Source organism: Pandoraea sp. SD6-2 (assembly GCF_000389825.1).
Taxonomy (GTDB): Bacteria; Pseudomonadota; Gammaproteobacteria; order Burkholderiales; family Burkholderiaceae; genus Pandoraea; species Pandoraea communis.
This window is the reverse complement of the sequence record NZ_KB944452.1, coordinates 186,605-207,846: the sequence shown is the minus strand read 5'-3', so window position 1 is coordinate 207,846 and position 21,242 is coordinate 186,605. Positions and strand designations below refer to the sequence as shown.

Here is a 21,242-nt window from a genome sequence, read left to right as displayed (position 1 = left end):
ACGCAATCTAAAATGCTGAGCACCGACGAGGCGCTCTCCCCGGATTTCGCCGAGTTCGGCGAGCCGCTCGAGGCGGCGCTTTCGCGCAACGTCCGTGAGGCCCTTGCCGAAGACATCGGCAGCGGTGATTTGACGGGGCTGCTCGTACCGGCCGACGAAATGGCGCATGCGCGCGTCATCGTGCGCGAATCGGCGGTGCTATGCGGTGTGCGTTGGTTCGAGCGCTGTATGCAAGGCGTGAACTCGGAAGTTCGCGTGCAATGGCACTACCGCGAGGGGGAGCGCATGACGCCCGATTCGGCGGTGTGTGACATTTATGGACCCGCGCGCGCGCTGTTGACGGGCGAGCGCACATCGATGAACTTCCTCCAGTTGCTCTCCGGTGTGGCGACGACAGTGCGCCGCTACGCCGATATCGTCGAAGGGACGAAGGCGCGCGTGCTCGATACGCGCAAGACGCTGCCGGGGCTGCGTCTCGCGCAGAAGTTCGCGGTACGTGTGGGCGGCGGAGCGAACCAACGCCTTGCGCTCTACGACGGTATTCTCATCAAGGAAAATCACATCGCGGCGGCTGGCGGTATTCGTGAGGTGCTGGCGAATGCCCAACGTCTGGCGGATGGTGCGCCGGCACAGATCGAGGTGGAGTCGCTCGAGGAACTCGAGATGGCGCTTGAGTGCGGCGCGAAGTCGATCCTGCTCGACAACTTCACGCTGGAAATGATGCGCGAAGCCGCACGAGTCACCGATGGCCGTGCCGTGCTGGAAGCGTCGGGTGGCATCAATCTCGAAACGCTGCGTGCGATTGCCGAGACGGGGGTCGACCGAATTTCCATCGGCGGACTCACGAAAGACGTTCGTGCCACCGATTTCTCGATGCGGATTCTGGAGACAGTGGGCTAAGCATCCCGTTGTCATGACGGAAAATCAAAGGCCGCAAGGTAAAACCTGCGGCCTTTTGTTTGCCTTGGTCCCGGCGAGGCTGGCTTCGGATTAACGAACGCGTCGCGGTAATGCCGGCGACAGTACTGTCGGCAGGGCTTTGGGCAGGGTATCCGGAAAGTCCCGGGAAAAGTGCAGCCCCCGGCTCTCGTGACGGTCCAGCGCGCTGTCCACGATCAGCGATGCCACGTCCACCAGATTCCGAAGCTCGAGCAAATCGCGGCTCACGCGGAAATTCGCGTAGTACTCGGCAATTTCTTCGCGCAGCAGGGCAATTCGGTGCTGCGCCCGCTCCAGCCGCTTGGTCGTACGGACAATGCCGACGTAATTCCACATCATGCGGCGCAACTCGTCCCAGTTGTGCGCGACAACGACTTCCTCGTCGGCGTCCGAGACGCGGCTTTCGTCCCATGCGGGGACATCCGTTGCAGCAGCATGCGTCGATTCGCCGCGTTGGATATCCTCCGCCGCGGCTTTGCCAAGTACGAGGCATTCGAGCAGCGAGTTGCTGGCGAGGCGGTTGGCGCCGTGCAAGCCGGTATAGGTGGCTTCGCCAACGGCATAAAGTCCGGGCAGATCCGTGCGGCCGTGCATGTCGGTGACAATACCGCCGCACGTATAGTGCGCTGCCGGTACGACCGGGATGGGCTGCTTTGTGATGTCGATGCCCAGTTCGGCGCAGCGCGCCAGAATCGTGGGGAAATGCTCGCCCAGAAATTCCGGACTCTGATGGCTGATATCGAGATACACGCAGTCCAGGCCGTGTTTCTTCATCTCGAAGTCGATGGCGCGGGCGACGATGTCGCGCGGTGCGAGTTCGGCGCGCGGGTCGTGTTGCGGCATGAAGCGCGTGCCGTCCGGCAGTACCAGACGCCCACCTTCACCGCGCACCGCTTCCGTGATCAGGAATGATTTGGCGTAGGGATGATAGAGGCAGGTCGGGTGAAACTGAATGAACTCCATGTTCGCGATACGGCAGCCGGCACGCCAGGCCATGGCGATACCGTCGCCGGTCGCAGTGTCGGGGTTCGTGGTGTACAGGTAGACTTTGCCCGCCCCCCCGGTGGCCAGCACCGTGTGCCGTGACGTCATGGCGTGCACTTCGCCGGTGCCCAGATCCTGAACATACAGACCTTGGCAATGACGCCCGGCCGTCGGTGCCGAGTCGGCTCGGTCTGACGTAATCAGGTCGACCGCGAAATGATTTTCAAAGAGGGTGATATTCGGATGCTGGCGCACGCGTTCGGTGAGCGTGGCGATCACGGCGTGTCCGGTGGCGTCGGCGGCATGGATGATGCGTCGATGGCTGTGGCCGCCTTCGCGCGTCAGATGGAAACCGAGTTCGGCAGCGTCGTCGCGCGTGAAAGGCACACCTTGAGCGATGAGCCACTCGATGGCTTCGCGGCTGTGTTCGACGATGAATCGCGTAGCTGCCTCGTCGCACAGGCCGGCACCGGCAATGAGGGTATCGGCGACATGCTCGCCGACACTGTCGGTCGAGTCGAGTACGGCGGCGATGCCCCCTTGTGCCCAGTCGCTCGCCCCTTCGGGCATCGGGCGTTTTGCGACCAGTGCTACGCGGCAGGTGCTGGCCAGATGCAGGGCGACGGACTGGCCGGCGAGCCCGCTGCCGACGATGACGACATCGAAATTCATGATACGCGCAGTCTCTGGAATCGACGCCACGGCGGCGGTGCGATCCTCGTTATGGGAAGTAAGCCAGTATAGCGAGTGAATACGCGCTTGACATATGACCCTATGCGCACTTCGATGAAATTGTGCCTTGCGTAACTACGCATAGCGTAGTGTTGCAGATTTCGGGACATCCAAATGAAAAACCCCGCCAATGGCGGGGTATCGAACGCAGCAGAGCACTGCTGCGAGAAAACCTGTTGATCTTATTTGATCTTGGTTTCCTTGTAGGGCACGTGCTTACGAGCCACCGGATCGAACTTGCTGATTTCCATCTTTTCCGGATGGGTACGCTTGTTCTTGGTGGTCGTGTAGAAATGACCCGTACCTGCGGTCGATTCCAGCTTGATCTTGTCGCGAGCGCCTTTTGCCATGATGAGCTCCTAAACTTAGACTGCGTTGCGCGAACGCAGATCTGCCAGAACGGCGTCGATACCGTTCTTGTCGATCAGGCGCAGGCCAGCTCGCGAAATACGAAGACGAACAAAGCGGTTTTCACTTTCAACCCAGAACCGGCGATTTTGCAAGTTCGGAAGAAAACGGCGCTTGGTTTTGTTATTGGCGTGGGAAACGTTGTTGCCGACCATCGGCGCTTTCCCGGTCACTTGACATACGCGTGCCATGAAGCACTCCTAACCCAGAATTCTGTGTAAAAAAAGGTGAGTCGAAAAGACAGACCGCGATGATACCACAAAAATCCCAGACAAATCAATCGCTTTAGTGATTAGGATGCGAGTCCCTGGCGGGAAACGTCTGTCGGAGATTCGGGGAAGGGACGGATTATAGCGTAAGCGCCACGAGAACGCGACCCGAATGCCAAAATCTTGGGCAAATGTTGTAGCGAATCACAACTCGCCGTGCTCTGCGAGCGAGTACACGCTGTCGCCAGCCACGATGAAATGATCCAGCAGACGGATCTCGAGCAAGGCCAGCGCGTCGCCCAACTGGCGGGTCAGCGCCAGATCTGCCGCGCTCGGGGTGGGCACGCCCGACGGGTGATTGTGCGCGACGATGACGGCTGCGGCGTGGACCTCAAGCGCAGCGCGTACCACCTCCCGTGGATACGCGCACGTTTGCGTCAGCATGCCTTCGAACATCACACGGGTGCTGACGAGCCGGTGTGCCGCGTCGAGAAACAGGCAGGCGAAGCGCTCACGCGAGCGATCCTGCAGCGTGAGGCGAAGATAGTCGCGCACGCGGGTTGGGGAATCGAGCAGGCTGCCCGACTGCATCCCTTCGCCCAACATTCTGCGCGCCACTTCAAGCGCGGCCTGGAACTGCAGGCATTTGGCCTGCCCCAGTCCGGGGATCTGGCGCAAACTCTCGAAGGGCATGGAGAGCAGACGGGTGAGCGATCCGCTGCGAGCGAGCAATTCGCGCCCGAGATCGACGGCATTGCGTCCTTGCGAGCCGGTGCGCAGCAGAATCGCGAGCAATTCGGCATCGGAAAGCGCATTGGCGCCTCGGGCCAGCATTTTTTCACGGGGACGCTCGGCAAGCGGCCATTGAGCGATGGACATGACGACTCCAGAGGCGGACACGTTCGCGCGCATGATCGCGGGTGTCACCTACTAATATGGAACGCAGCCGCCGACGGGAAAAAATCGGGGCTGCTTTGCTGGGGAGCCGGACGCGCAACGCGACGTCATTTACAATAATAGCTTGACCTTGCTGTGAGACCCTCATGAGTTCTGTTGCAACCCCCGTGGTTCAAGACGATTCCTATCTGACGCTCCACTACCGGATCGCCGCGCCCGACGGTGCGGACATCGTCAACACCTTTGAAGGCACGCCGGCGACGCTACAGCTCGGTGGCGGCCAGATGGCCCCGACGCTGGAGCAGGCGTTGCTGGGAATGTCAGTGGGGGAGCGGCGCCAGATCGGGTTGGCACCCGAGCAGGCTTTCGGCCCGCGCAATCCGGAACTGCTGCAACGCGTCTCGATGAAGACGCTGCAGGAAAACAGCAACTTTGGCGAAGAATATAGCGTTGGCGATCTGGTCGAGTTCAACGCGCCGAGCGGTGGCCGCTATGCGGGCATCCTGCGCGAACTGGGCGACGGCTGGGCATTGTTCGACTTCAACCATCCGCTGGCCGGCCAGCCGATCGTGTTCGAAGTCCAGATTATCGGCATTCTGTAGGAATCGAAATGAGCGCCACCCAAGTCGTAGCACCGACGTTGTCGGATGCGGAAATCCTGCTGGCCCAGCCGCGCGGCTTTTGCGCGGGTGTCGACCGCGCCATTGAGATCGTCGAGCGCGCGCTTGCGATGTACGGTGCGCCGATTTACGTGCGCCACGAGATCGTGCACAACGCGTATGTCGTCGAAAACCTGCGCAAGAAGGGCGCGATTTTCGTCGAGGAACTGACGGACGTGCCGTCGGGCAACACGCTGATCTTCAGCGCGCATGGCGTGTCGCAAGCCGTGCGTACAGAAGCGGAAGCGCGCGGTCTGCGCATCTTCGACGCGACATGTCCGCTCGTCACGAAGGTGCATGTCGAAGTGGCGAAGATGCGCGGCCAGGGGCTCGAGATCATCATGATCGGCCATAAGGGACACCCCGAAGTGGAAGGCACGATGGGCCAATCGGGCGAGGGCATGTTCCTCGTCGAGACGATTGAAGACGTGCTGGCGCTGCAGGTGGCGAACGAAGACAAGCTCGCGTACGTGACGCAGACTACGCTGTCTGTCGACGATGCCGCCGAGGTCATCAACGCACTCAAGAAGCGCTTCCCTTTGATTACCGAGCCGAAGAAGCAGGATATTTGCTACGCGACGCAGAATCGTCAGGACGCTGTGAAATTCATGGCGCCCCAGTGCGACGTGGTCGTGGTTGTCGGCAGCCCGAACAGTTCCAATTCGAACCGCCTGCGCGAAGTGGCCGAAAAGATGGGCGTGCCCGCCTATATGGTTGATTCGCCCGATCAGCTCAAGCCGGAATGGTTCGATGGCAAGCGCCGTATCGGTGTGACGGCAGGCGCCTCGGCGCCGGAAGTGCTGGCGCAATCGATCGTGACGCGCCTGCGCGAATTGGGCGTCAATCAGGTCAAGGTGCTCGACGGCGTGGAAGAAAACATCGCATTCCCGCTGCCCAAGGGCCTCGCGCAGGTCGCCGCCGGCTAAGCGCCGTCCGCGCAACCAGACCAAACGGCCAGCGGCAACGCCGCATGGCTCGCAAACCGGGTGTCGCATCCTGCGGCCCCGGTTTTTTTGTGCCCCCTTCCTCGCTTCCCCCTTCCCCGTATAAGACCTCCGTCGGCGGCCAGCCTCAGGCCACCTGACCGCGATGAGCATCCGGCCATTCTCCCTGTCACGCACACAGGGAATTCGGCTGCGGCATTTTTGCATCGACGTCACTAATTCTGCAAAAACTCCGCGCAATGAGTTTCACGCTTTTCCGCGTCTTGTCAGCCAAAACCAATTACACCAATTGCTAATTCAACGAATAAAGAATTGGCGTAGACGGATGATTTCTGATTTTCCGGAATCTAATTATTTATATATTCACTTAATTAGAATGAAGGTTCCAATTGTGATAGGCATGCTAATTGCTTATTAGCTTGATGTGGCGGTCTAGCCCATCAATGGTGCATGAGTTGCACCATGAAGCCGCCCGGGCCGGTGCGGACGGGTGCGTAAAACTTTTAACAAATCCGGGGTTGCGCTTTTGAAAAAATAGGGTTGCACAAGTTGGTATAAACCTTAGTCCTCCATTATGGAAAACCCTGTGGCGGCGGGCGTCGCAGCCGCAAAGAATGGAGTTACAATGCGCGCGTTTCGCATACGAAACATTGAATTGGCGTTTTTGGCGTTATTGAACCGCCGACAATCAGGAGATAATCAAATGCAACTCAAGTTCGCGAAGGTACTGCCCGTCGTCGCCGCAGTGACGCTGTTGGCGGCATGCGGTCAGAAGGAAGAAAAGCAGGCCGATTCGGGTGCCGCTTCTGCACCTGCCGCGACGACAGCCGCCAGCGGGGGCGGCGATGCGGTTGTTATCAAGATCGGTCACGTTGCACCGCTAACGGGCCAAATTGCTCACTTGGGCAAAGATAACGAAAATGGTGCACGCCTGGCTGTCGAAGAAGCCAACAAGGCTGGCCTGACCATCGATGGCAAACCGGTCAAGCTGGAACTGGTAGCCGAAGACGACGCAGCCGATCCGAAGACCGCCACCCAGGTTGCCCAGAAGCTTGTCGACGAGAAGGTCGTCGCCGTAGTGGGGCACTTGAATTCAGGTACGACGATTCCGGCCTCGAAGATCTATAGCGATGCAGGCATCGTGCAGATCTCGCCGTCGGCAACCAACCCGGCCTATACCCTGCAGGGCTTCAAGACCGCCTATCGTGTGGTCGCGACCGACGCTCAGCAGGGCCCGGCACTGGCCAACTACGCCACCAAGGCGCTGGGTGCCAAGTCGGTGGCCATCGTCGACGACGCGACGGCCTACGGCAAGGGCTTGGCCGACGAGTTCGAGAAGACTGCCAAGGCCAATGGCCTGAAGGTGCTCTCGCACGATGCGACCAACGACAAGGCCACGGACTTCCGCGCCATTCTGACGAAGATCAAGGGTGAGCGTCCGGACATCATCATGTACGGCGGTATGGATGCCACTGGCGGCCCGTTCGCCAAGCAGTCGAAGGAACTGGGTATCGGTGCCAAGGTGCTGGCCGGCGACGGTGTGTGTACCGACAAGGTGGCCGAACTGGCCGGCGATGCCATCGACAACATCGTGTGCTCGGAAGCGGGCATGGCGCTGTCGAAAATGGAAGGCGGTGCAGACTTCGCGAAGCGCTACGAAGCCCGTTTCAGCCAGCCGATCCAGATCTACGCCCCGTTCACGTATGACGCCGTCAACGTGATCGTCGACGCCATGAAGCGTGCCAACTCGACCGATCCGGCGAAGATCCTCGCGGCGATGCCGGCGACGGACTACAAGGGGGTTATCGGTCACATCGCTTTCGACAGCAAGGGCGACATGAAGGAACCGGTCATCACGCTTTACAACTACAAGGACAAGAAGAAGAGCGTGCTCGACGTGGTGAAGATGTAACTCCCGGGCGCTTGCGCCATGAAACGGCACCGGTGCCTACCCGTTCGGTGCCGTTTCTCTATCTGCGGAACGATGCCGTGCCCGCATGACGGGCACGGCCCTCCTCCTGACACAGGATTACGCCTCATTACCCGCAGTTCTCTCGACCCCCTCGTGCGCCCTATCGGGCAAGCGTGTCGAGAGCCCGTTTTCGGGACAAGGAGTTAGCTTCATGGATATTTTTATCCAACAAATCTTGAACGGCCTCGTGCTTGGTAGCGTCTACGCGATCATTGCGCTGGGCTATACGATGGTCTACGGCATTCTGGGCATCATCAACTTTGCCCACGCCGATGTGATGATGATCGGCGCGATGGTCGCGCTATCCACCATCAACCTGTTGTTGAAAGTGGCGCCGAACATGCATCCGGCGCTCATGCTGGCCATCGCCACACTCGTGTGTATGCCCACGTGCGCCCTGGCCAACTTCGTGATCGAGCGCGTGGCTTACCGGCCGTTGCGCAATGCGCCGCGTCTTGCGCCGCTGATCACGGCCATTGGCGTGTCGCTGCTGTTGCAGACGATCGCCATGCTGATCTGGTCGCGCAATCCGCTCTCGTTCCCGCAACTGCTGCCTACCGACGCCATGACGATCATCCCGCAACGCGGCGATCATCCGGGCGCCGTGACCAACGGCACCGGTATCGTGATCGTGGTGGTCGCGTTCCTCGTGATGTTCGGCCTCACGCAGCTCGTGAACCGCACCAAGCTGGGCCGCGCCATGCGTGCGACGGCGGAGAACCGCAACGTCGCCGGTCTCATGGGCGTGAACCCGAACTTCGTGATCTCGGCCACGTTCGCGCTGGGCGGTGCGCTCGCAGCGCTCGCGGGCGTCATGATGGCCTCGAACTATGGCAACGCCCACTTCTACATGGGCTTCATTCCCGGCATGAAAGCGTTCACGGCGGCGGTGCTCGGCGGTATCGGCAACCTGCAAGGCGCCATGGTCGGCGGCGTGCTGCTGGGCCTGATCGAAGCGCTGGGCGCGGGCTACATCGGCGATCTGACCGGTGGGGTGTTCGGCAGTAACTATCAGGACGTATTCGCTTTTGTCGTTCTGATCATCGTGCTGGTGTTCCGTCCGAGCGGTCTGCTCGGCGAGCGCGTGGCCGATCGTGCATAAGCGGGGAGGAGCCACACGATGAATCAACCTGTGCAAACCTCCACGCCGGCCACGCAGATTTCTGCGGCGGCTGCCACCCGCAAGGCCTATCGCGGCCTGGCGATCTTCCTGATCGGCGCCATCGTCGCCCCCGTGCTGGTGGGCTACGCGGGCGGCAACTACTGGGTGCGCGTGCTCGACTTCGCGCTGCTCTACATCATGCTCGCGCTGGGCCTGAATATCGTGGTGGGCTTTGCCGGCCTGCTCGACTTGGGTTACATCGCGTTCTATGCGGTGGGCGCGTACGTCACGGCGTTCCTCAGCTCTCCCCACCTCACGACGCAGTTCGAGTGGATCGCGCATCTGTTCCCGGCCGGGCTGCATGTGCCGGTGTGGTTCACGATACCGATAGGGGCGGCGGTCGCGGCGATCTTCGGCATCTTGCTGGGCGCGCCGACGCTGCGTCTGCGCGGCGATTACCTGGCTATCGTGACGCTGGGCTTCGGCGAGATCATCCGTATCTTCATGAACAACCTCGACCGGCCGGTGAACATCACCAACGGCCCGAAGGGGATCACCGGCATTCAACCTGCATCGCTGTTCGGCTTTGATTTCTCGAAGGCGCACGAACTCTTCGGATTCAAGGTCAACTCGGTGTACATGTACTACTACCTGTTCGTGTTCCTGGCGCTGCTCATCGCGTTCATCTGTGTGCGCCTGCAACACTCGCGCATCGGACGTGCGTGGGTCGCCATTCGTGAAGACGAGATCGCCGCCAAGGCGATGGGCATCAACACGCGCAACATCAAGCTGCTCGCGTTTGCCATGGGCGCGTCGTTCGGCGGCGTGGCCGGGGGCATGTTCTCGGCGTTTCAGGGCTTTGTCTCGCCCGAGTCGTTCACCTTCTGGGAGTCGATCGTTGTGCTCTCGATGGTGGTGCTCGGCGGCATGGGCCACATTCCGGGTGTGATTCTGGGCGGTGTGCTGCTCTCGGCGTTCCCCGAGATTCTGCGCTCGACCATGGGCCCGTTGCAGATGAAATTGTTCGGCAGCGTTATCGTCGATCCCGAAGTGATCCGGCAGTTGCTGTACGGTCTGGCCATGATTCTGATCATGCTGTACCGTCCGGCCGGCCTGTGGCCGTCGCCGCGTCCGGAAGAGCGGACTCTGTAAGCCGAGGGAGACGACCTGATTATGAGCGAACAAATTCTTCTGTCCGTCAAGGGCGTGAACAAGCGCTTCGGCGGTCTGCAGGCCCTCACCGATGTGGGCCTGGAGATCAAGCCGGGGCAAATCTATGGACTGATCGGCCCGAACGGCGCTGGCAAGACCACGTTCTTCAACGTGATCACCGGGCTTTACACGCCGGATTCCGGCGAATTCACGCTGGACGGCAGCACCTACAAGCCGACCGCTGTACATGAGGTGGCCAAGGCGGGCATTGCCCGCACGTTCCAGAACATCCGCCTGTTTGGCGGCATGACGGTGGTCGAGAACGTGATGGTGGGCCGCCACGTGCGCACGAAGATGGGAGTGATCGGAGCGATCGTGCGTTACCCCGGTGCGAAGGCCGAGGAGCGTGCCATTCGCGATCGTGCGATGGAACTGCTCGAGTATGTGGGCGTAGCGAAGTACGCCAACTACACGGCGGCCAATCTCTCGTACGGCCACCAGCGCCGTCTGGAGATTGCGCGCGCGCTGGCGACCGATCCGAAGCTGTTGGCACTCGACGAACCGGCGGCCGGCATGAACGCCACCGAGAAGGTGGAGTTGCGCGGCTTGCTCGACAAGATCCGCAGCGACGGCAAGACGATCCTGCTCATCGAGCACGACGTGAAGCTGGTGATGGGCTTGTGCAACCGCATGACGGTGCTCGATTACGGCAAAGTGATTGCCGAAGGTTTGCCGCAGGATGTGCAGAAAAATCCGGCGGTGATTGAAGCGTATCTCGGTGCAGGAGGCCATTGATGAGCGCAATGTTGACGATCAAGGGCCTGAAAGTCGCTTACGGCGGGATCAAGGCGGTCAAGGGGATCGACTTGCATATCGAGCCGGGCGAACTGGTCACGCTAATCGGCGCGAACGGTGCGGGCAAGACGACCACGATGAAGGCGATCACGGGGCTGCTGCCGTGGGCCGATGGCGACATCGAGTATCTGGGCAAGTCGATTCGCGGCGTGAAGGCGTTCGATCTGCTCAAGCAGGGTCTCGCGATGGTGCCGGAGGGGCGTGGCATTTTCACGCGCATGACCATCCTCGAGAACATGCAGATGGGCGCTTATCTGCGCAACGACAACGCGGGCATCAAGCAGGACGTCGACAAGATGTTCGGCATTTTCCCGCGTCTGAAGGAGCGCAAAGACCAACTCGCGGGCACGCTCTCGGGCGGTGAGCAGCAGATGCTGGCGATGGCGCGTGCGCTGATGAGCCAGCCAAAGCTGTTGCTGCTCGACGAGCCGTCGATGGGTCTCTCGCCGATCATGGTCGAGAAGATCTTCGAAGTCGTGCGTACGGTGTCGGGCGAAGGCGTGACGGTGCTGCTGGTGGAGCAGAACGCGCGCCTGGCACTGCAAGCCGCACACCGTGGCTATGTGATGGACAGCGGACTCGTCACCATGACAGGGGACGCGAAAGACATGCTCGACGACCCGAAGGTGCGCGCCGCGTATCTCGGCGAGTAAGAACCAGGCGGGCATGAACGTCTGACACAAGCCGGACGATAAGCAAAGGGCGCCGAAGGCAACTCCGGCGCCCTTTGTGTTTTTCGTCGACCGGCGTTACTGCGACATCGGCACGTTGGCGGACGTAACGGGGGGCAGCCGCTTGCCGAGACTCACGACATTGTCTGCGGCATAGCCGTGCGCGGTGTAGAACGCCAGCGCTTCGCGCGATTGCGTGAGCACTTGCAGATTGAGCTTGAGGCACCCGCGCCGGGCCAGTGCGATTTCGGCGTGACGCAGCAACGCGCTCGCCACGCCGCGACGCCGCAGCATATGCGCGACCGCCAGCGAGTAGACCCAGCCGCGATGGCCGTCGTACCCGGCCATGACTGTACCCACGATCTTGTTGTCGCGCACTGCGACGAAGAACAACCCGTCGCGCATGGCCACCTTGTTCGCAATCGAGCGGCGTGGTTCGCGATGCGGCTTGTCCGCCGCGTTGTATTCGGGGAACGCCTCGCGCCAAAGCGCGATCACGGCCTCGGTATCCGCGTTGTCGAACGTTCGGATGTGGATGTTGGTGGGCGTGGCGATCATGGCGCTTCCTGTTTGCCTGTGTAGATGTCGGGCCGATGAATCTGCATCATCTTGTTCACGGGGCCGAGCGGTTCGAAGCCGTACCGGGCATAGAGACCTGCTGCGTCGGTGGTGGCGAGCAGAAAGCGCCGCAGTTGCTGCAGCGCAGGGTGCACCAGTACGCTCTCGCACAGACGCTTACCGATGCCGAGCCCGCGCATCGATGGGTCGACGAACACGTCGGCCAGATAGGCGAACGTTGCGCGGTCGGTGATCACGCGTGCGAAACCCACCTGCTTCGCGGGGCCACCTTCAACCTGTGTCGCATAGGCGCCGAAGCACAGCGAATGGGAGATGGCGCGCACGAGCGTGTCCCTGGGAATGTCCTTGGCCCAATGGGTTTGCGTCGAGAGTGCGTGATGGATGAAGCCGATATCGAGCCGTGCCGGATCGGCGGAAATCTCGACGATGGCGTCGGCGGGCGGTGTGGGGTGCCCGTGACTCAGGTCGTTCATGGAAAGGGTCTCCTTTGCGATGGCACACGCACCGCGTCGCCCGGGATTGGCCGGGTGCGCGGCAGGCGTATGTCCGGCGTGCGTGCCGGACGTCGTCATGTCTTCGTCAGACGTGTTTGGCGAGGAGCGTGTCGAGCATCGACAGCATCTGGTCGATCTCGTCGCGGCTCACGTTCAGCGCGGGCATGAAGCGCAGCAGGTTCGGACGCGCGGAGTTGAGCAACAACCCGTCCGGCGTCATGTCGCGGGCGGCTTCGACCAGTTGCGGACCGATGTCGCGGCCGAGCAGCAGCGCGCGCAGCAAGCCGGCGCCACGCTCGCCCTCGCCGCCGTAACGCGACGACAGATGCTGCAACCCGGCGCTCAGATAGTCCGCCTGCGCGCGCACGAACTCGAGGAAGCCCGGGGCGCTGACCGTCCGCATGACTGCGAGCCCGACGGCACACATGAGCGGGTTACCGTTATATGTGCCGCCCTGATCGCCCGGTTGGAATACGGCGAACTCGTCGCCGCACAGCATTGCGGCCAGCGGCACGCCGCCGCCGATTCCCTTGCCGAGCGTCATGATGTCGGGGACGATGCCTGCCTGCTGATGCGAGAAGAGGGTGCCCGTGCGTCCGCAGCCTGTTTGCACCTCATCTAGGATTAGCAGGAGCCCGCGCGCTTTCGTGAGCGCGCGCAGTTCCTTCAGGAATGCTTCGGTGGCCGGCACGACACCGGCTTCGCCCTGAATCGGTTCGAGCATCACGGCGACGGTATCGGGGCCGATAAGGGCCTCGACCGACGCGATATCGTTCAGGTCGGCCTTCGGAAAGCCCGGCACTTGCGGGGCGAAGATCGTGTCCCATCCCGGCTTGCCGCTGGCGGACATGGTGGCGAGCGTGCGGCCGTGGAAGGCATTCTTGAACGTGATGATCTCGAAGCGCGCACCGCCCGAGGCGTTCGGATGCAACTGGCCCCACTTGCGCGCGAGCTTGATGGCGCTCTCGTTGGCCTCGGCGCCGCTGTTGGCGAAGAAGACCTTGCCGAGCCCCGAGAGCCTGGCGAGCAGGTCAGCCAGCTCGATCATCGGCACGTTGTAGTACGCGGGGCTGGGGTTGAGCAGCATCCCGCTTTGCGTGGCGAGTGCGTCGCGCATGACGGGATGGCAGTGGCCCAGGCTGTTGACGGCCCAGCCCTGAATGAAGTCGAGATATCGCTTGCCGTCGTGGTCGTACAGCCAGCCGCCCTTGCCGTGCGTGAACACGAGGTCGGGGCGCGAGGTGATAGGCAGCAACGCCTGCGTGGAGAACTCGGCGAACTTGGCGTTGCGGGCCCCCTTGGGCGAGGGGATGGCGGACGAGGTGGACGCGGCGGACGAATGGGCAAGCGACATAACGGTCTCCGAAGGGCAAGGGTGAGAGAGACGGGAAATAAAAAAAGCCACGGGGGTTGCCCGTGGCTTCGCTGTGCTTGAGAACTTGCGTGTTATCGCAGTCGATAGCGTGCCGCGCGGCATCCCGGTTGGGGCAGCGTACGGCGACGTCGGATCGAGGCGATGGCAATCAGGTTCATGTCGGCAAGCATAAGGTGATGATGCGGCGCTTGTCAAAGGGTACGCGTGCACTGTGGCGTGCGTGCATCTCTGCGGGCGGCTCGCGTCGTCCGGTTCACTGACCCCCGCCGGGGTTGTCGGCTTCGGTGGTGAATGCATCGGCGAAGAACGCGTCCTCCGGCAGATGGTGATGCGCGACGAAGTCGCGGCGTGCCGACTCCACCATCACGGGTGCGCCGCAGGCGTAGACTTCGTACCCCGACATATCCGGCAGGTCTTCCGCCACGGCGCGATGCACGAAGCCCGTGCGGCCTTGCCACCGATCTTCCGGCGCGGGCTCGGAGAGTACCGGCACGAAACGGAAGCCCGGAATGTCGCGCGCCCACTGTTCGGCCAGTTCGCGCAGGTAGATGTCTTTCAACCGGCGCGCGCCCCAATACAGCGTCATCGGCCGGTCGAGGCCCTTGTGAACGGCGTGCTCGACGATCGCCTTGATCGGCGCGAAGCCGGTGCCCGAGGCGAGCAGCACGATGGGTTTGTTCGAATCTTCGCGCAGGAAGAACGTGCCCAGCGGCCCTTCGAAGCGCAGGATCTCGCGCTCCTTCATGTGATTGAAGACGTGATCGGTGAACACGCCGCCGGGCATGTGACGCAGATGAAGCTCGAGGATGCCTTCTTCGTGCGGCGCGGTCGCCATCGAATAGCTGCGACGCCTGCCGTCCTTCAGGATGAACTCGATGTACTGGCCGGCGAGGTACTGGAAACGCTCGTTGGCAGGCAATTGCAGACGCATCACGATGACGTCGTCGGCGCGCCGCTCGAGTGCGTTCACGCGGCACGGCAGGCGCTTGACCGGAATGTCGCCGATGCCTTTGACTTCGCGCGATTCGACGACGAGGTCGCCTTTGGCGTGGGCGCAGCACAGCAATGCGAAGCCGCGTGTTTCTTCCTCTTTGGTGAGTGCAGAGCTGGAGTGCGCGCCGTGCTCGACGCTGCCTTCGACCAGCTTGGCCTTGCACGAACCGCAACCGCCATTCTTGCAGCCGTAAGGCAAACCGATGCCCTGACGCAACGCTGCGGAGAGCACGGCCTCGCCGTCTTCGATCTGGAACTCGCGCCCGCTCGGCACGAGGGTAACGTTGTAAGCCATACTACAATCCAAAAAATGAAAAATCCGTCGAAATCCTTCGGTCGCCCGCGCCTGTTGATCGTGGGCTGCGGCGACGTCGGCATGCGCGCGCTGCCGGCCCTCGTCAAACGCTTTCGCGTCTTTGCCGTGACCTCCAGCGATGCCCGTCATGCGGCATTGCGCGCAGCGAGCGCCATACCCGTCGTCGCGAATCTGGACGACGCGGCGAGCCTGCGTCGCATTGGCCGTCTGGCCCCGCGCGTACTGCATCTCGCTCCGCCTGCCGGGGCCGCCGGCAGTGGCTCGCTGGATCTGCGCACGCGCCGTTTGCGCGCGGCGCTGACCCGTCCGCCGAAGCCGGTTATTGTACCTGAGGGGGGCGCTCGCGCCTTGTCGCGCCCGCCCCGGCCATCCCGCCGCCTGCTGGTCTACGCGAGCACCAGCGGCGTCTACGGCGACTGTGGCGGCGCTTACGTGGACGAGACCCGCGCGCCGCAGCCGCGATCGCCGCGCGGACAGCGTCGTGTCGACGCGGAGAGGACGATACGCTCGCTTGGCCGCCCGTCGGCGCATGCTCGCCACCGCCGCCGTGTGCTGAGCGCAGGCCCGGCCCGCGCGAGGGTGCCAGCGGTGGCGGGCGCGCGTGCGGCATGGCGCCATGCCGAGCGCGCCCGAGCCCCCTGGCGGGCCTCTATCGTGCGTATTCCGGGCATATATGCGGCAGACCGTCTTCCCGTTGTGCGTTTGCAGCGTGGCACGCCGGCGTTGCAGGTGTCCGATGACGTTTTCACCAACCATATTCATGCCGACGATCTGGCCGCGATCCTGATTCGCGCGATGTGGCGCGGCAAGGCGCAGCGGGTCGTGCACGCGAGCGACGACACCGAGTGGCGTATGGGGGAGTATTTCGACCATGTGGCCGACGCGCTGGGCCTTGCCCGGCCGCCGCGCATTTCGCGCGACGAGGCGGCCCGTGTGCTGGCGCCGACGCTGCTGTCGTTCATGTCGGAGTCGCGGCGTCTGGACAACACTCGGCTCAAGCGCGAGTTGCGTTATCGGTTGACGTACCCCGACGTGGCGGCGCTGCTCGCCACGTTGCCGCCACCGTCACCATCGAGCGAAGCCGCCTGAGTCTCGTCGTGCCGCTCGCGTTTCAGCCGGCGGGTTCCAACGTACCGCCCAGCGCCTTGACGAGCGAGAGCATCGCGTCGATCTGATCGAGGCGTGTCTGTGCGGCATTGCGCCGGGCCTGACGGGCGAGCCGCTGTGCGTCGAGCCAGCTTTGCAGATCGACATCCCCTGCGCGATAGCGCGCACCGGATAAATCCGCCGCACGCTGCGCCAACGCCGCCGCGCGGGCGAGCGACGCGTATTGCGATGTGGTGCGCTCGCGCGCTGAGAGCGCGTCTTCGACTTCGGTCAGCGCGGTGAGCAGGGTGCTGCGGAACGTGGCGACCGATTGCTCGTAGTCGTTTCGGGCGAGCGCGGTGCTGAAACGTGCCGTCTGTACTTGCAAGAACGGCATGGCGATGGTGGCAGCGAGCGTGCCTACGGGATTGGCCAGCAGCCGCGAGAGCGAATCGCTGCTGGTCGCGGCCGTGCCGTTGAGGGTGATCGACGGATAGAACGAGAGCCGCGCGGCATCGACATCGGCCAATCGCGCCCGCACGCGGGTCTCGGCGGCGGCGAGATCGGGGCGCCGCGCGAGCAGCGACGCGGGCAGGCCTGGCGCGACGTCCGGCAGATAGACCGGGGCGAGCGAGGGGCTTTCGGCAAAGCGCGTCTGCGCAGGCAGGCCCAATGCGTTGGCGAGCGAGTGCCGCGCGATGTCGCGCCGCCGTTCCCAGTCTGCCAGTGCGCCGGCCACGGCGTCGCGATCCTGCTGCGCCTGCACCGGATCGATCGCCGAGACGGCCCCGGCGCGCCGGCGCGCATCGACTAGCGCCACGGTCCGCTCGGCAGCTGCCAGATCCTCGGTGGCGCTGCGCACGTTCTCGTTCAGATACGCCACGCGCCAATAGAGCGACGCCACCTGGCTCGACAGCGAGAGCGCGGCAGCGCGTCGATCCCATGCGCTGGCGGTGGCCTGCCAATGCGCGGCATCGCGTTGCGCGGCGAGTTTGTTCCACAGATCGATCTCGTAGCTGATACCGAGGGCGGCGCCGGAGGCCGTCTGCGTCTGGCCGTTGTAGGCAATCGCAGCCTTGCCGCCATCGAGCGCGCGCGACTTGGCGCCGGTCACGGAACCGGTGAACTGCGGCCAGCGATTCGCGCCGGTCAGACCGGCTTGCAGCGCGTCGCGATCTGCCTGCAACGCTTTGAGGGCGAGTCCGGGGTTAGCCTCCAGTGCTTGCCGGACAAGCGTGTCGAGCTGCGGCTCGCGGAACGCTTGCCACCACGGATCGATGACGTCGCCGGCACGCTGCGATGGGCTCGCGGCGGTGTTTTGAGCGCCATCGAGTGGCGTGTGAAATTGTGCGGGAACGGTCAACGCGGGGCGCTCATAGGCAGTGCGTGTGAGGCTGCATCCGGCGAGCAATACGGCGACGGCGATCGCGCAGAGCGGCGGCAAGATCGGCCGTTGCGCCGGCGTTGGCAGCGTCGGTGCCGCGCAGCGCGTGTGAAGAGATCTGGAAGCGCGAATCATCGAATCTTTCAAAAAGACCCCCGCGCGCGACACCGAATCGCGCGCGGGGTATAAAGCCGTCCCGAGCCATAGGGGGGCACTGCGGGACGGTGGGAGGCGAATCATTCGCGAGCCAGGGCATCGACCGGATCGAGCCGTGCGGCGCTGCGCGCAGGCCACCAGCCACTCACGACACCGATGACGCACGCGCACGCGACAGCGGCCGTGAACGTATGGGCGGAAAACACGACGGCGACCTGCGGCACGAAGGTCGCAACGAGCCAGCCGATGGCATACGACAGCGCCACACCGACGGCGCCGCCCATCAGGCAGACGAGCACCGCTTCGATCAGGAACTGCCGGAGAATGTCTTGACGCCGCGCGCCGATGGCGCGTCGAATGCCGATCTCGCGTGTGCGTTCCGTGACCGAGACCAGCATGATGTTCATCACGCCGATGCCGCCGACCACGAGCGAGATCAGCGCCACGAACGAGAGCAGCAGCGTGAGCATCTGACTGGTGCGCGAGATCGACTTCACGATGGTGTCCATGTTGAACGTGAAGAAGTCCTTCTGACCGTGCGCGCGCGTGAGCACGCGGATAATGCCCGCCTCGGCCGCCGCAGGAGGATGCCCATCGAGAATGCGCACCGTGATCGACTCCAGATGCTGCTGTCCTGCCAGACGGCTCGCCACCGTCGTCCACGGGACATAGACGTTGAGCGAGCGGCTCACGAACATCGATGAACGATCGCGCACCACGCCGATGATTCGCAGTGGAAGCGACCCCGCGAGCACGATCTGACCGACCGGATCGCCGCCGTTCGGCATCAGCTTCTTGAGGGTGTTCTCGCCGAGCAGCGCAACCTGCGCCTGACGTTCGACTTCCGAGGCATCGAAGCTGCGTCCGCGGGCGAGATTCAGACCGTTGGCGCGCATGAAATCGGCGCCTTCCCCATGCACTTGCGCATCGGTGTCCAGGCGCCCGAAGCGCATGCGCGCCGTGCGCGGGCCGAGCTGCGGCGTCACGCTGTCGGTGTACGGCTGGGCGGCGAGCAGGGCGGCGTCGCGCGGCAGCAGGGTGCGAATCTCGGCGGCCTTGTCGTCGTTGAAGTCCTTGCCGCGCAGCACGGTGATCGTGTTCGGCGCGATGTTGCCGATGTCGTTGAGCACGCGCCGCTTCGTGCCTTCGCCGATGGCCGAGAGCGACACGACCGACGTGATGCCGATGATGATGCCGAGCATCGTCAGCCCGGTGCGCAAGCGATGCGACGCCAGTGCGTGCCACGCCATCGACAGGCTTTCGGAGAACGTCGGCCAACCGCTCATCCAGCCGGTCGAGCTGCGGTGGGGCTCGGTTGCGGCGGCGACTGGCGTCCGGTCGTCGAGGTTATCGTTGTGCGACGGCGCGCGTTGCGCCGTTGCCGCTGCATCGGGCAGCGTCGCTTGAGGCGTATCGTTCACGCGATCGCGCACGATGCGTCCGTCGGCAATCTCGATGACGCGTTGCGCCCATGCCGCCACACCGGGATCGTGCGTCACGAGAATGATCGTGTGCCCGCGTGCGTGCAATTCGCGCAGGATCTGCATGACTTCGAGCCCGCTGCGGCTGTCGAGTGCGCCGGTCGGCTCATCGGCGAGGATGATGTCGCCACCGTTCATCAGCGCCCGCGCGATGCTCACGCGCTGTTGCTGTCCACCGGACATTTGCGACGGCCGGTGCGATAAATGCTTGCCAAGTCCGAGGCGCTCGAGCAAGGCTGCCGAGCGCGACGCGCGGATCGCCTTCGGTGTGCCTGCGTATACGGCGGGCACTTCGACATTGCCCTGCGCCGTGAGATGCCCCATCAGGTGATACCGCTGGAAGATGAAGCCGAAGGACTCGCGCCGCCGAGCGGCGAGCGCATCGTCCGAGAGCGAGGCGACGTCCTGCCCGTCGATTTCATAGCGTCCGCCGCTTGCCCGGTCGAGGCAGCCGAGCACGTTCATCAGTGTCGACTTGCCCGAGCCGGACGGCCCCATGATCGCGACCATCTCGCCGCGCCCGATCTCGAGTTCGACGTCGCGCAGTACGGTGACGGTACCCACGCCCTCGCCGAAGGTGCGCGAGACGCCCGTCAGGCGAAGCAGCGGTGCGGCGGCGCTTGTCACAGCAGGGCTCCGGTATCGTTGCTGCCGGGGGGCGGCGCGTCGGTCGGGTCGGCAGTCACGACCCGATCGCCTTCGGACAAGCCGTCGAGCGCCTGGGCCATGAGTCGATTGTCGAGCCCGACTTTCACCCAGCGCACTTGCGCATCGCCCTTCTTGTCGAGCACGCGCACGCGATAGCGGCCGTCGGCACGTTTTTCGCCGAGGGCGGCGGACGGAAACGTCAGTGCGTTTTCGATGTGTGCGCGCACGATCGAGACCTGCGCGGTCATGTCGGGACGCAGCTCACCGGTCGGGTTCGGCACGTCGAAGAGCGCGTTGAAGAAGATCGCGTTGTTGATCTTCTCGGGCGACGGTTGAATAACACGCAGCTTGCCTTCGTAACGGGTCTCGGCCGAACCGAGAATCGTGAAGTACACATGCAGGCCCTCGCGAATCCGCACGACGTCCGCTTCGGAGACTTGCGCGCGAACCGTCATCATCGACAGGTCGGCAACTTTCAGAATGGTGGGGATCTGGTAGATCGCCGTGACCGTCTGACCTTCCTGTGTGGTGATCGACGTGACCGTGCCCGTGATCGGCGAGGTGATGCGCGTGTACGACTGGTTCGTGCGAGCCTTGTCGACCTTCACGTTCTGCTGACTGATCTGCGAATCGAGCGAGGCGAGTTCGGCGCTCAGTGCGTCGGACTCGGTACGAGCCTTTTCCAGATCGCGCGGCGACGTCGCGTCGTCGCGCGCCAACTGTCGTTGACGTGCCAGCTCGCGTTCGGCTTGCGCGTGACGAATCGCCTTGGCGCGACGATCTGCCGCCAGCGTGGTGAGTCCGGCATTCGCCTCACGCAGGTCGTTATCGCTCGACGTCGGATCGATTTCCGCGAGCAACTGCCCCTTGGTGACGCGATCGCCGAGCACCACCTTGAGCGAGCGCAACTGACCGTTGGCCTGCGAGCCCACTTCCACTTGTTTGATGGGCTGGAGCACACCCGTGGCGAGCACGGCGTCTTCGAGATCGCTGCGCGTGACTTTTGCGCTGAGATACGCAGGCGGCTTCGGGCGCGGCCACTGCCAGATGGCGAGGCCGCAAAGCACAACGAGAACCGCCGCGCCGATCTTGCGGCGGCGCGTGAGAGGGAACGGGGAAAAGCGCTTCATCGATCAGGGAATAGGCCAATAGCTGCCGCAATGCGCGGACCTGTGGCGATCCTAATCAAATGCGGTGTCGCAAACT

At 63.2% G+C, this 21,242-nt stretch carries 20 protein-coding genes; 9 read left to right on the top strand and 11 right to left on the bottom strand.

The window, feature by feature from the left end; genetic code table 11:
- The first annotated feature begins 12 nt into the window (after positions 1-12).
- Complete coding sequence (gene nadC / locus C266_RS15905) at positions 13-900, top strand: carboxylating nicotinate-nucleotide diphosphorylase (protein WP_010807104.1); 888 nt, start codon at positions 13-15, stop codon at positions 898-900.
- Positions 901-990: 90 nt separating this feature from the next.
- Here the strand turns inward: nadC and nadB are convergent, their stop codons facing one another.
- The 4 genes from nadB to radC form a co-directional block, all read right to left on the bottom strand.
- On the bottom strand, positions 991-2,595 hold the full coding sequence (nadB, locus tag C266_RS15900; protein ID WP_010807103.1) for an L-aspartate oxidase: 1,605 nt from the start codon (positions 2,593-2,595) through the stop codon (positions 991-993).
- Between the two features lie 242 nt (positions 2,596-2,837).
- On the bottom strand, positions 2,838-3,005 hold the full coding sequence (gene rpmG / locus C266_RS15895; RefSeq protein ID WP_010807102.1) for a 50S ribosomal protein L33: 168 nt from the start codon (positions 3,003-3,005) through the stop codon (positions 2,838-2,840).
- Positions 3,006-3,020: 15 nt separating this feature from the next.
- Complete coding sequence (gene rpmB, locus C266_RS15890; RefSeq protein WP_010807101.1) at positions 3,021-3,254, bottom strand: 50S ribosomal protein L28; 234 nt, start codon at positions 3,252-3,254, stop codon at positions 3,021-3,023.
- Between the two features lie 222 nt (positions 3,255-3,476).
- Positions 3,477-4,151 carry a DNA repair protein RadC gene (gene radC / locus C266_RS15885; RefSeq protein ID WP_010807100.1) on the bottom strand — a complete coding sequence of 225 codons (675 nt, stop codon included), beginning with the start codon at positions 4,149-4,151 and terminating at the stop codon, positions 3,477-3,479.
- Positions 4,152-4,315: 164 nt separating this feature from the next.
- Here radC and C266_RS15880 point away from each other — a divergent pair, with 164 nt between their 5' ends.
- From C266_RS15880 to C266_RS15850, 7 genes are all read left to right on the top strand, one after another.
- Positions 4,316-4,771 carry a peptidylprolyl isomerase gene (locus C266_RS15880; protein ID WP_036663241.1) on the top strand — a complete coding sequence of 152 codons (456 nt, stop codon included), beginning with the start codon at positions 4,316-4,318 and terminating at the stop codon, positions 4,769-4,771.
- Positions 4,772-4,779: 8 nt separating this feature from the next.
- A complete protein-coding gene (gene ispH, locus C266_RS15875) occupies positions 4,780-5,754 on the top strand; it encodes a 4-hydroxy-3-methylbut-2-enyl diphosphate reductase (protein ID WP_010807098.1) in 975 nt (324 codons plus the stop codon).
- Between the two features lie 721 nt (positions 5,755-6,475).
- Positions 6,476-7,684, top strand: a complete 1,209-nt coding sequence (locus C266_RS15870; RefSeq protein ID WP_010807097.1) for a branched-chain amino acid ABC transporter substrate-binding protein — start codon at positions 6,476-6,478, stop codon at positions 7,682-7,684.
- 211 nt (positions 7,685-7,895) lie between these two features.
- The gene (locus C266_RS15865) at positions 7,896-8,846 is read left to right on the top strand and encodes a branched-chain amino acid ABC transporter permease (protein WP_010807096.1); all 951 of its coding nucleotides are present in this window, start codon (positions 7,896-7,898) and stop codon (positions 8,844-8,846) included.
- Positions 8,847-8,864: 18 nt separating this feature from the next.
- Positions 8,865-9,998: a branched-chain amino acid ABC transporter permease gene (locus C266_RS15860; protein ID WP_010807095.1), complete on the top strand. Its 1,134-nt coding sequence runs from the start codon at positions 8,865-8,867 to the stop codon at positions 9,996-9,998.
- A 21-nt stretch (positions 9,999-10,019) separates the two neighbouring features.
- Positions 10,020-10,793, top strand: coding sequence for an ABC transporter ATP-binding protein (locus tag C266_RS15855; RefSeq protein WP_010807094.1), 774 nt, complete (start codon positions 10,020-10,022; stop codon positions 10,791-10,793).
- Positions 10,793-11,506, top strand: a complete 714-nt coding sequence (locus C266_RS15850) for an ABC transporter ATP-binding protein (protein ID WP_036663236.1) — start codon at positions 10,793-10,795, stop codon at positions 11,504-11,506. Before C266_RS15855 ends, C266_RS15850 begins: the two co-directional genes overlap by 1 nt.
- Before the next feature lie 96 nt (positions 11,507-11,602).
- Here the strand turns inward: C266_RS15850 and C266_RS15845 are convergent, their stop codons facing one another.
- From C266_RS15845 to C266_RS15830, 4 genes are all read right to left on the bottom strand, one after another.
- Complete coding sequence (locus tag C266_RS15845) at positions 11,603-12,082, bottom strand: GNAT family acetyltransferase (RefSeq protein ID WP_010807092.1); 480 nt, start codon at positions 12,080-12,082, stop codon at positions 11,603-11,605.
- Complete coding sequence (locus tag C266_RS15840; RefSeq protein WP_010807091.1) at positions 12,079-12,576, bottom strand: GNAT family N-acetyltransferase; 498 nt, start codon at positions 12,574-12,576, stop codon at positions 12,079-12,081. The genes C266_RS15845 and C266_RS15840 overlap by 4 nt, the downstream gene beginning before the upstream one ends.
- Before the next feature lie 106 nt (positions 12,577-12,682).
- Positions 12,683-13,951 (bottom strand): acetylornithine transaminase, encoded by a 1,269-nt coding sequence (locus C266_RS15835; RefSeq protein ID WP_010807090.1) that lies wholly within the window; start codon positions 13,949-13,951, stop codon positions 12,683-12,685.
- 274 nt (positions 13,952-14,225) lie between these two features.
- Positions 14,226-15,260 (bottom strand): CDP-6-deoxy-delta-3,4-glucoseen reductase, encoded by a 1,035-nt coding sequence (locus C266_RS15830; protein WP_010807089.1) that lies wholly within the window; start codon positions 15,258-15,260, stop codon positions 14,226-14,228.
- A 15-nt stretch (positions 15,261-15,275) separates the two neighbouring features.
- On the opposite strand from C266_RS15830, the gene C266_RS15825 reads away from it, so the two are divergent.
- A complete protein-coding gene (locus C266_RS15825; protein ID WP_010807088.1) occupies positions 15,276-16,370 on the top strand; it encodes an epimerase in 1,095 nt (364 codons plus the stop codon).
- Positions 16,371-16,392: 22 nt separating this feature from the next.
- Here C266_RS15825 and C266_RS15820 read toward each other — a convergent pair whose 3' ends face one another.
- The 3 genes from C266_RS15820 to macA form a co-directional block, all read right to left on the bottom strand.
- Positions 16,393-17,886: an efflux transporter outer membrane subunit gene (locus C266_RS15820; protein ID WP_010807087.1), complete on the bottom strand. Its 1,494-nt coding sequence runs from the start codon at positions 17,884-17,886 to the stop codon at positions 16,393-16,395.
- Between the two features lie 101 nt (positions 17,887-17,987).
- Positions 17,988-20,015, bottom strand: coding sequence for a MacB family efflux pump subunit (locus tag C266_RS15815; protein ID WP_010807086.1), 2,028 nt, complete (start codon positions 20,013-20,015; stop codon positions 17,988-17,990).
- Entirely contained in the window at positions 20,012-21,166 is a 1,155-nt protein-coding gene (macA, locus tag C266_RS15810; protein ID WP_010807085.1) for a macrolide transporter subunit MacA, read from the bottom strand. The genes C266_RS15815 and macA overlap by 4 nt, the downstream gene beginning before the upstream one ends.
- Between the last annotated feature and the right edge of the window lie 76 nt (positions 21,167-21,242).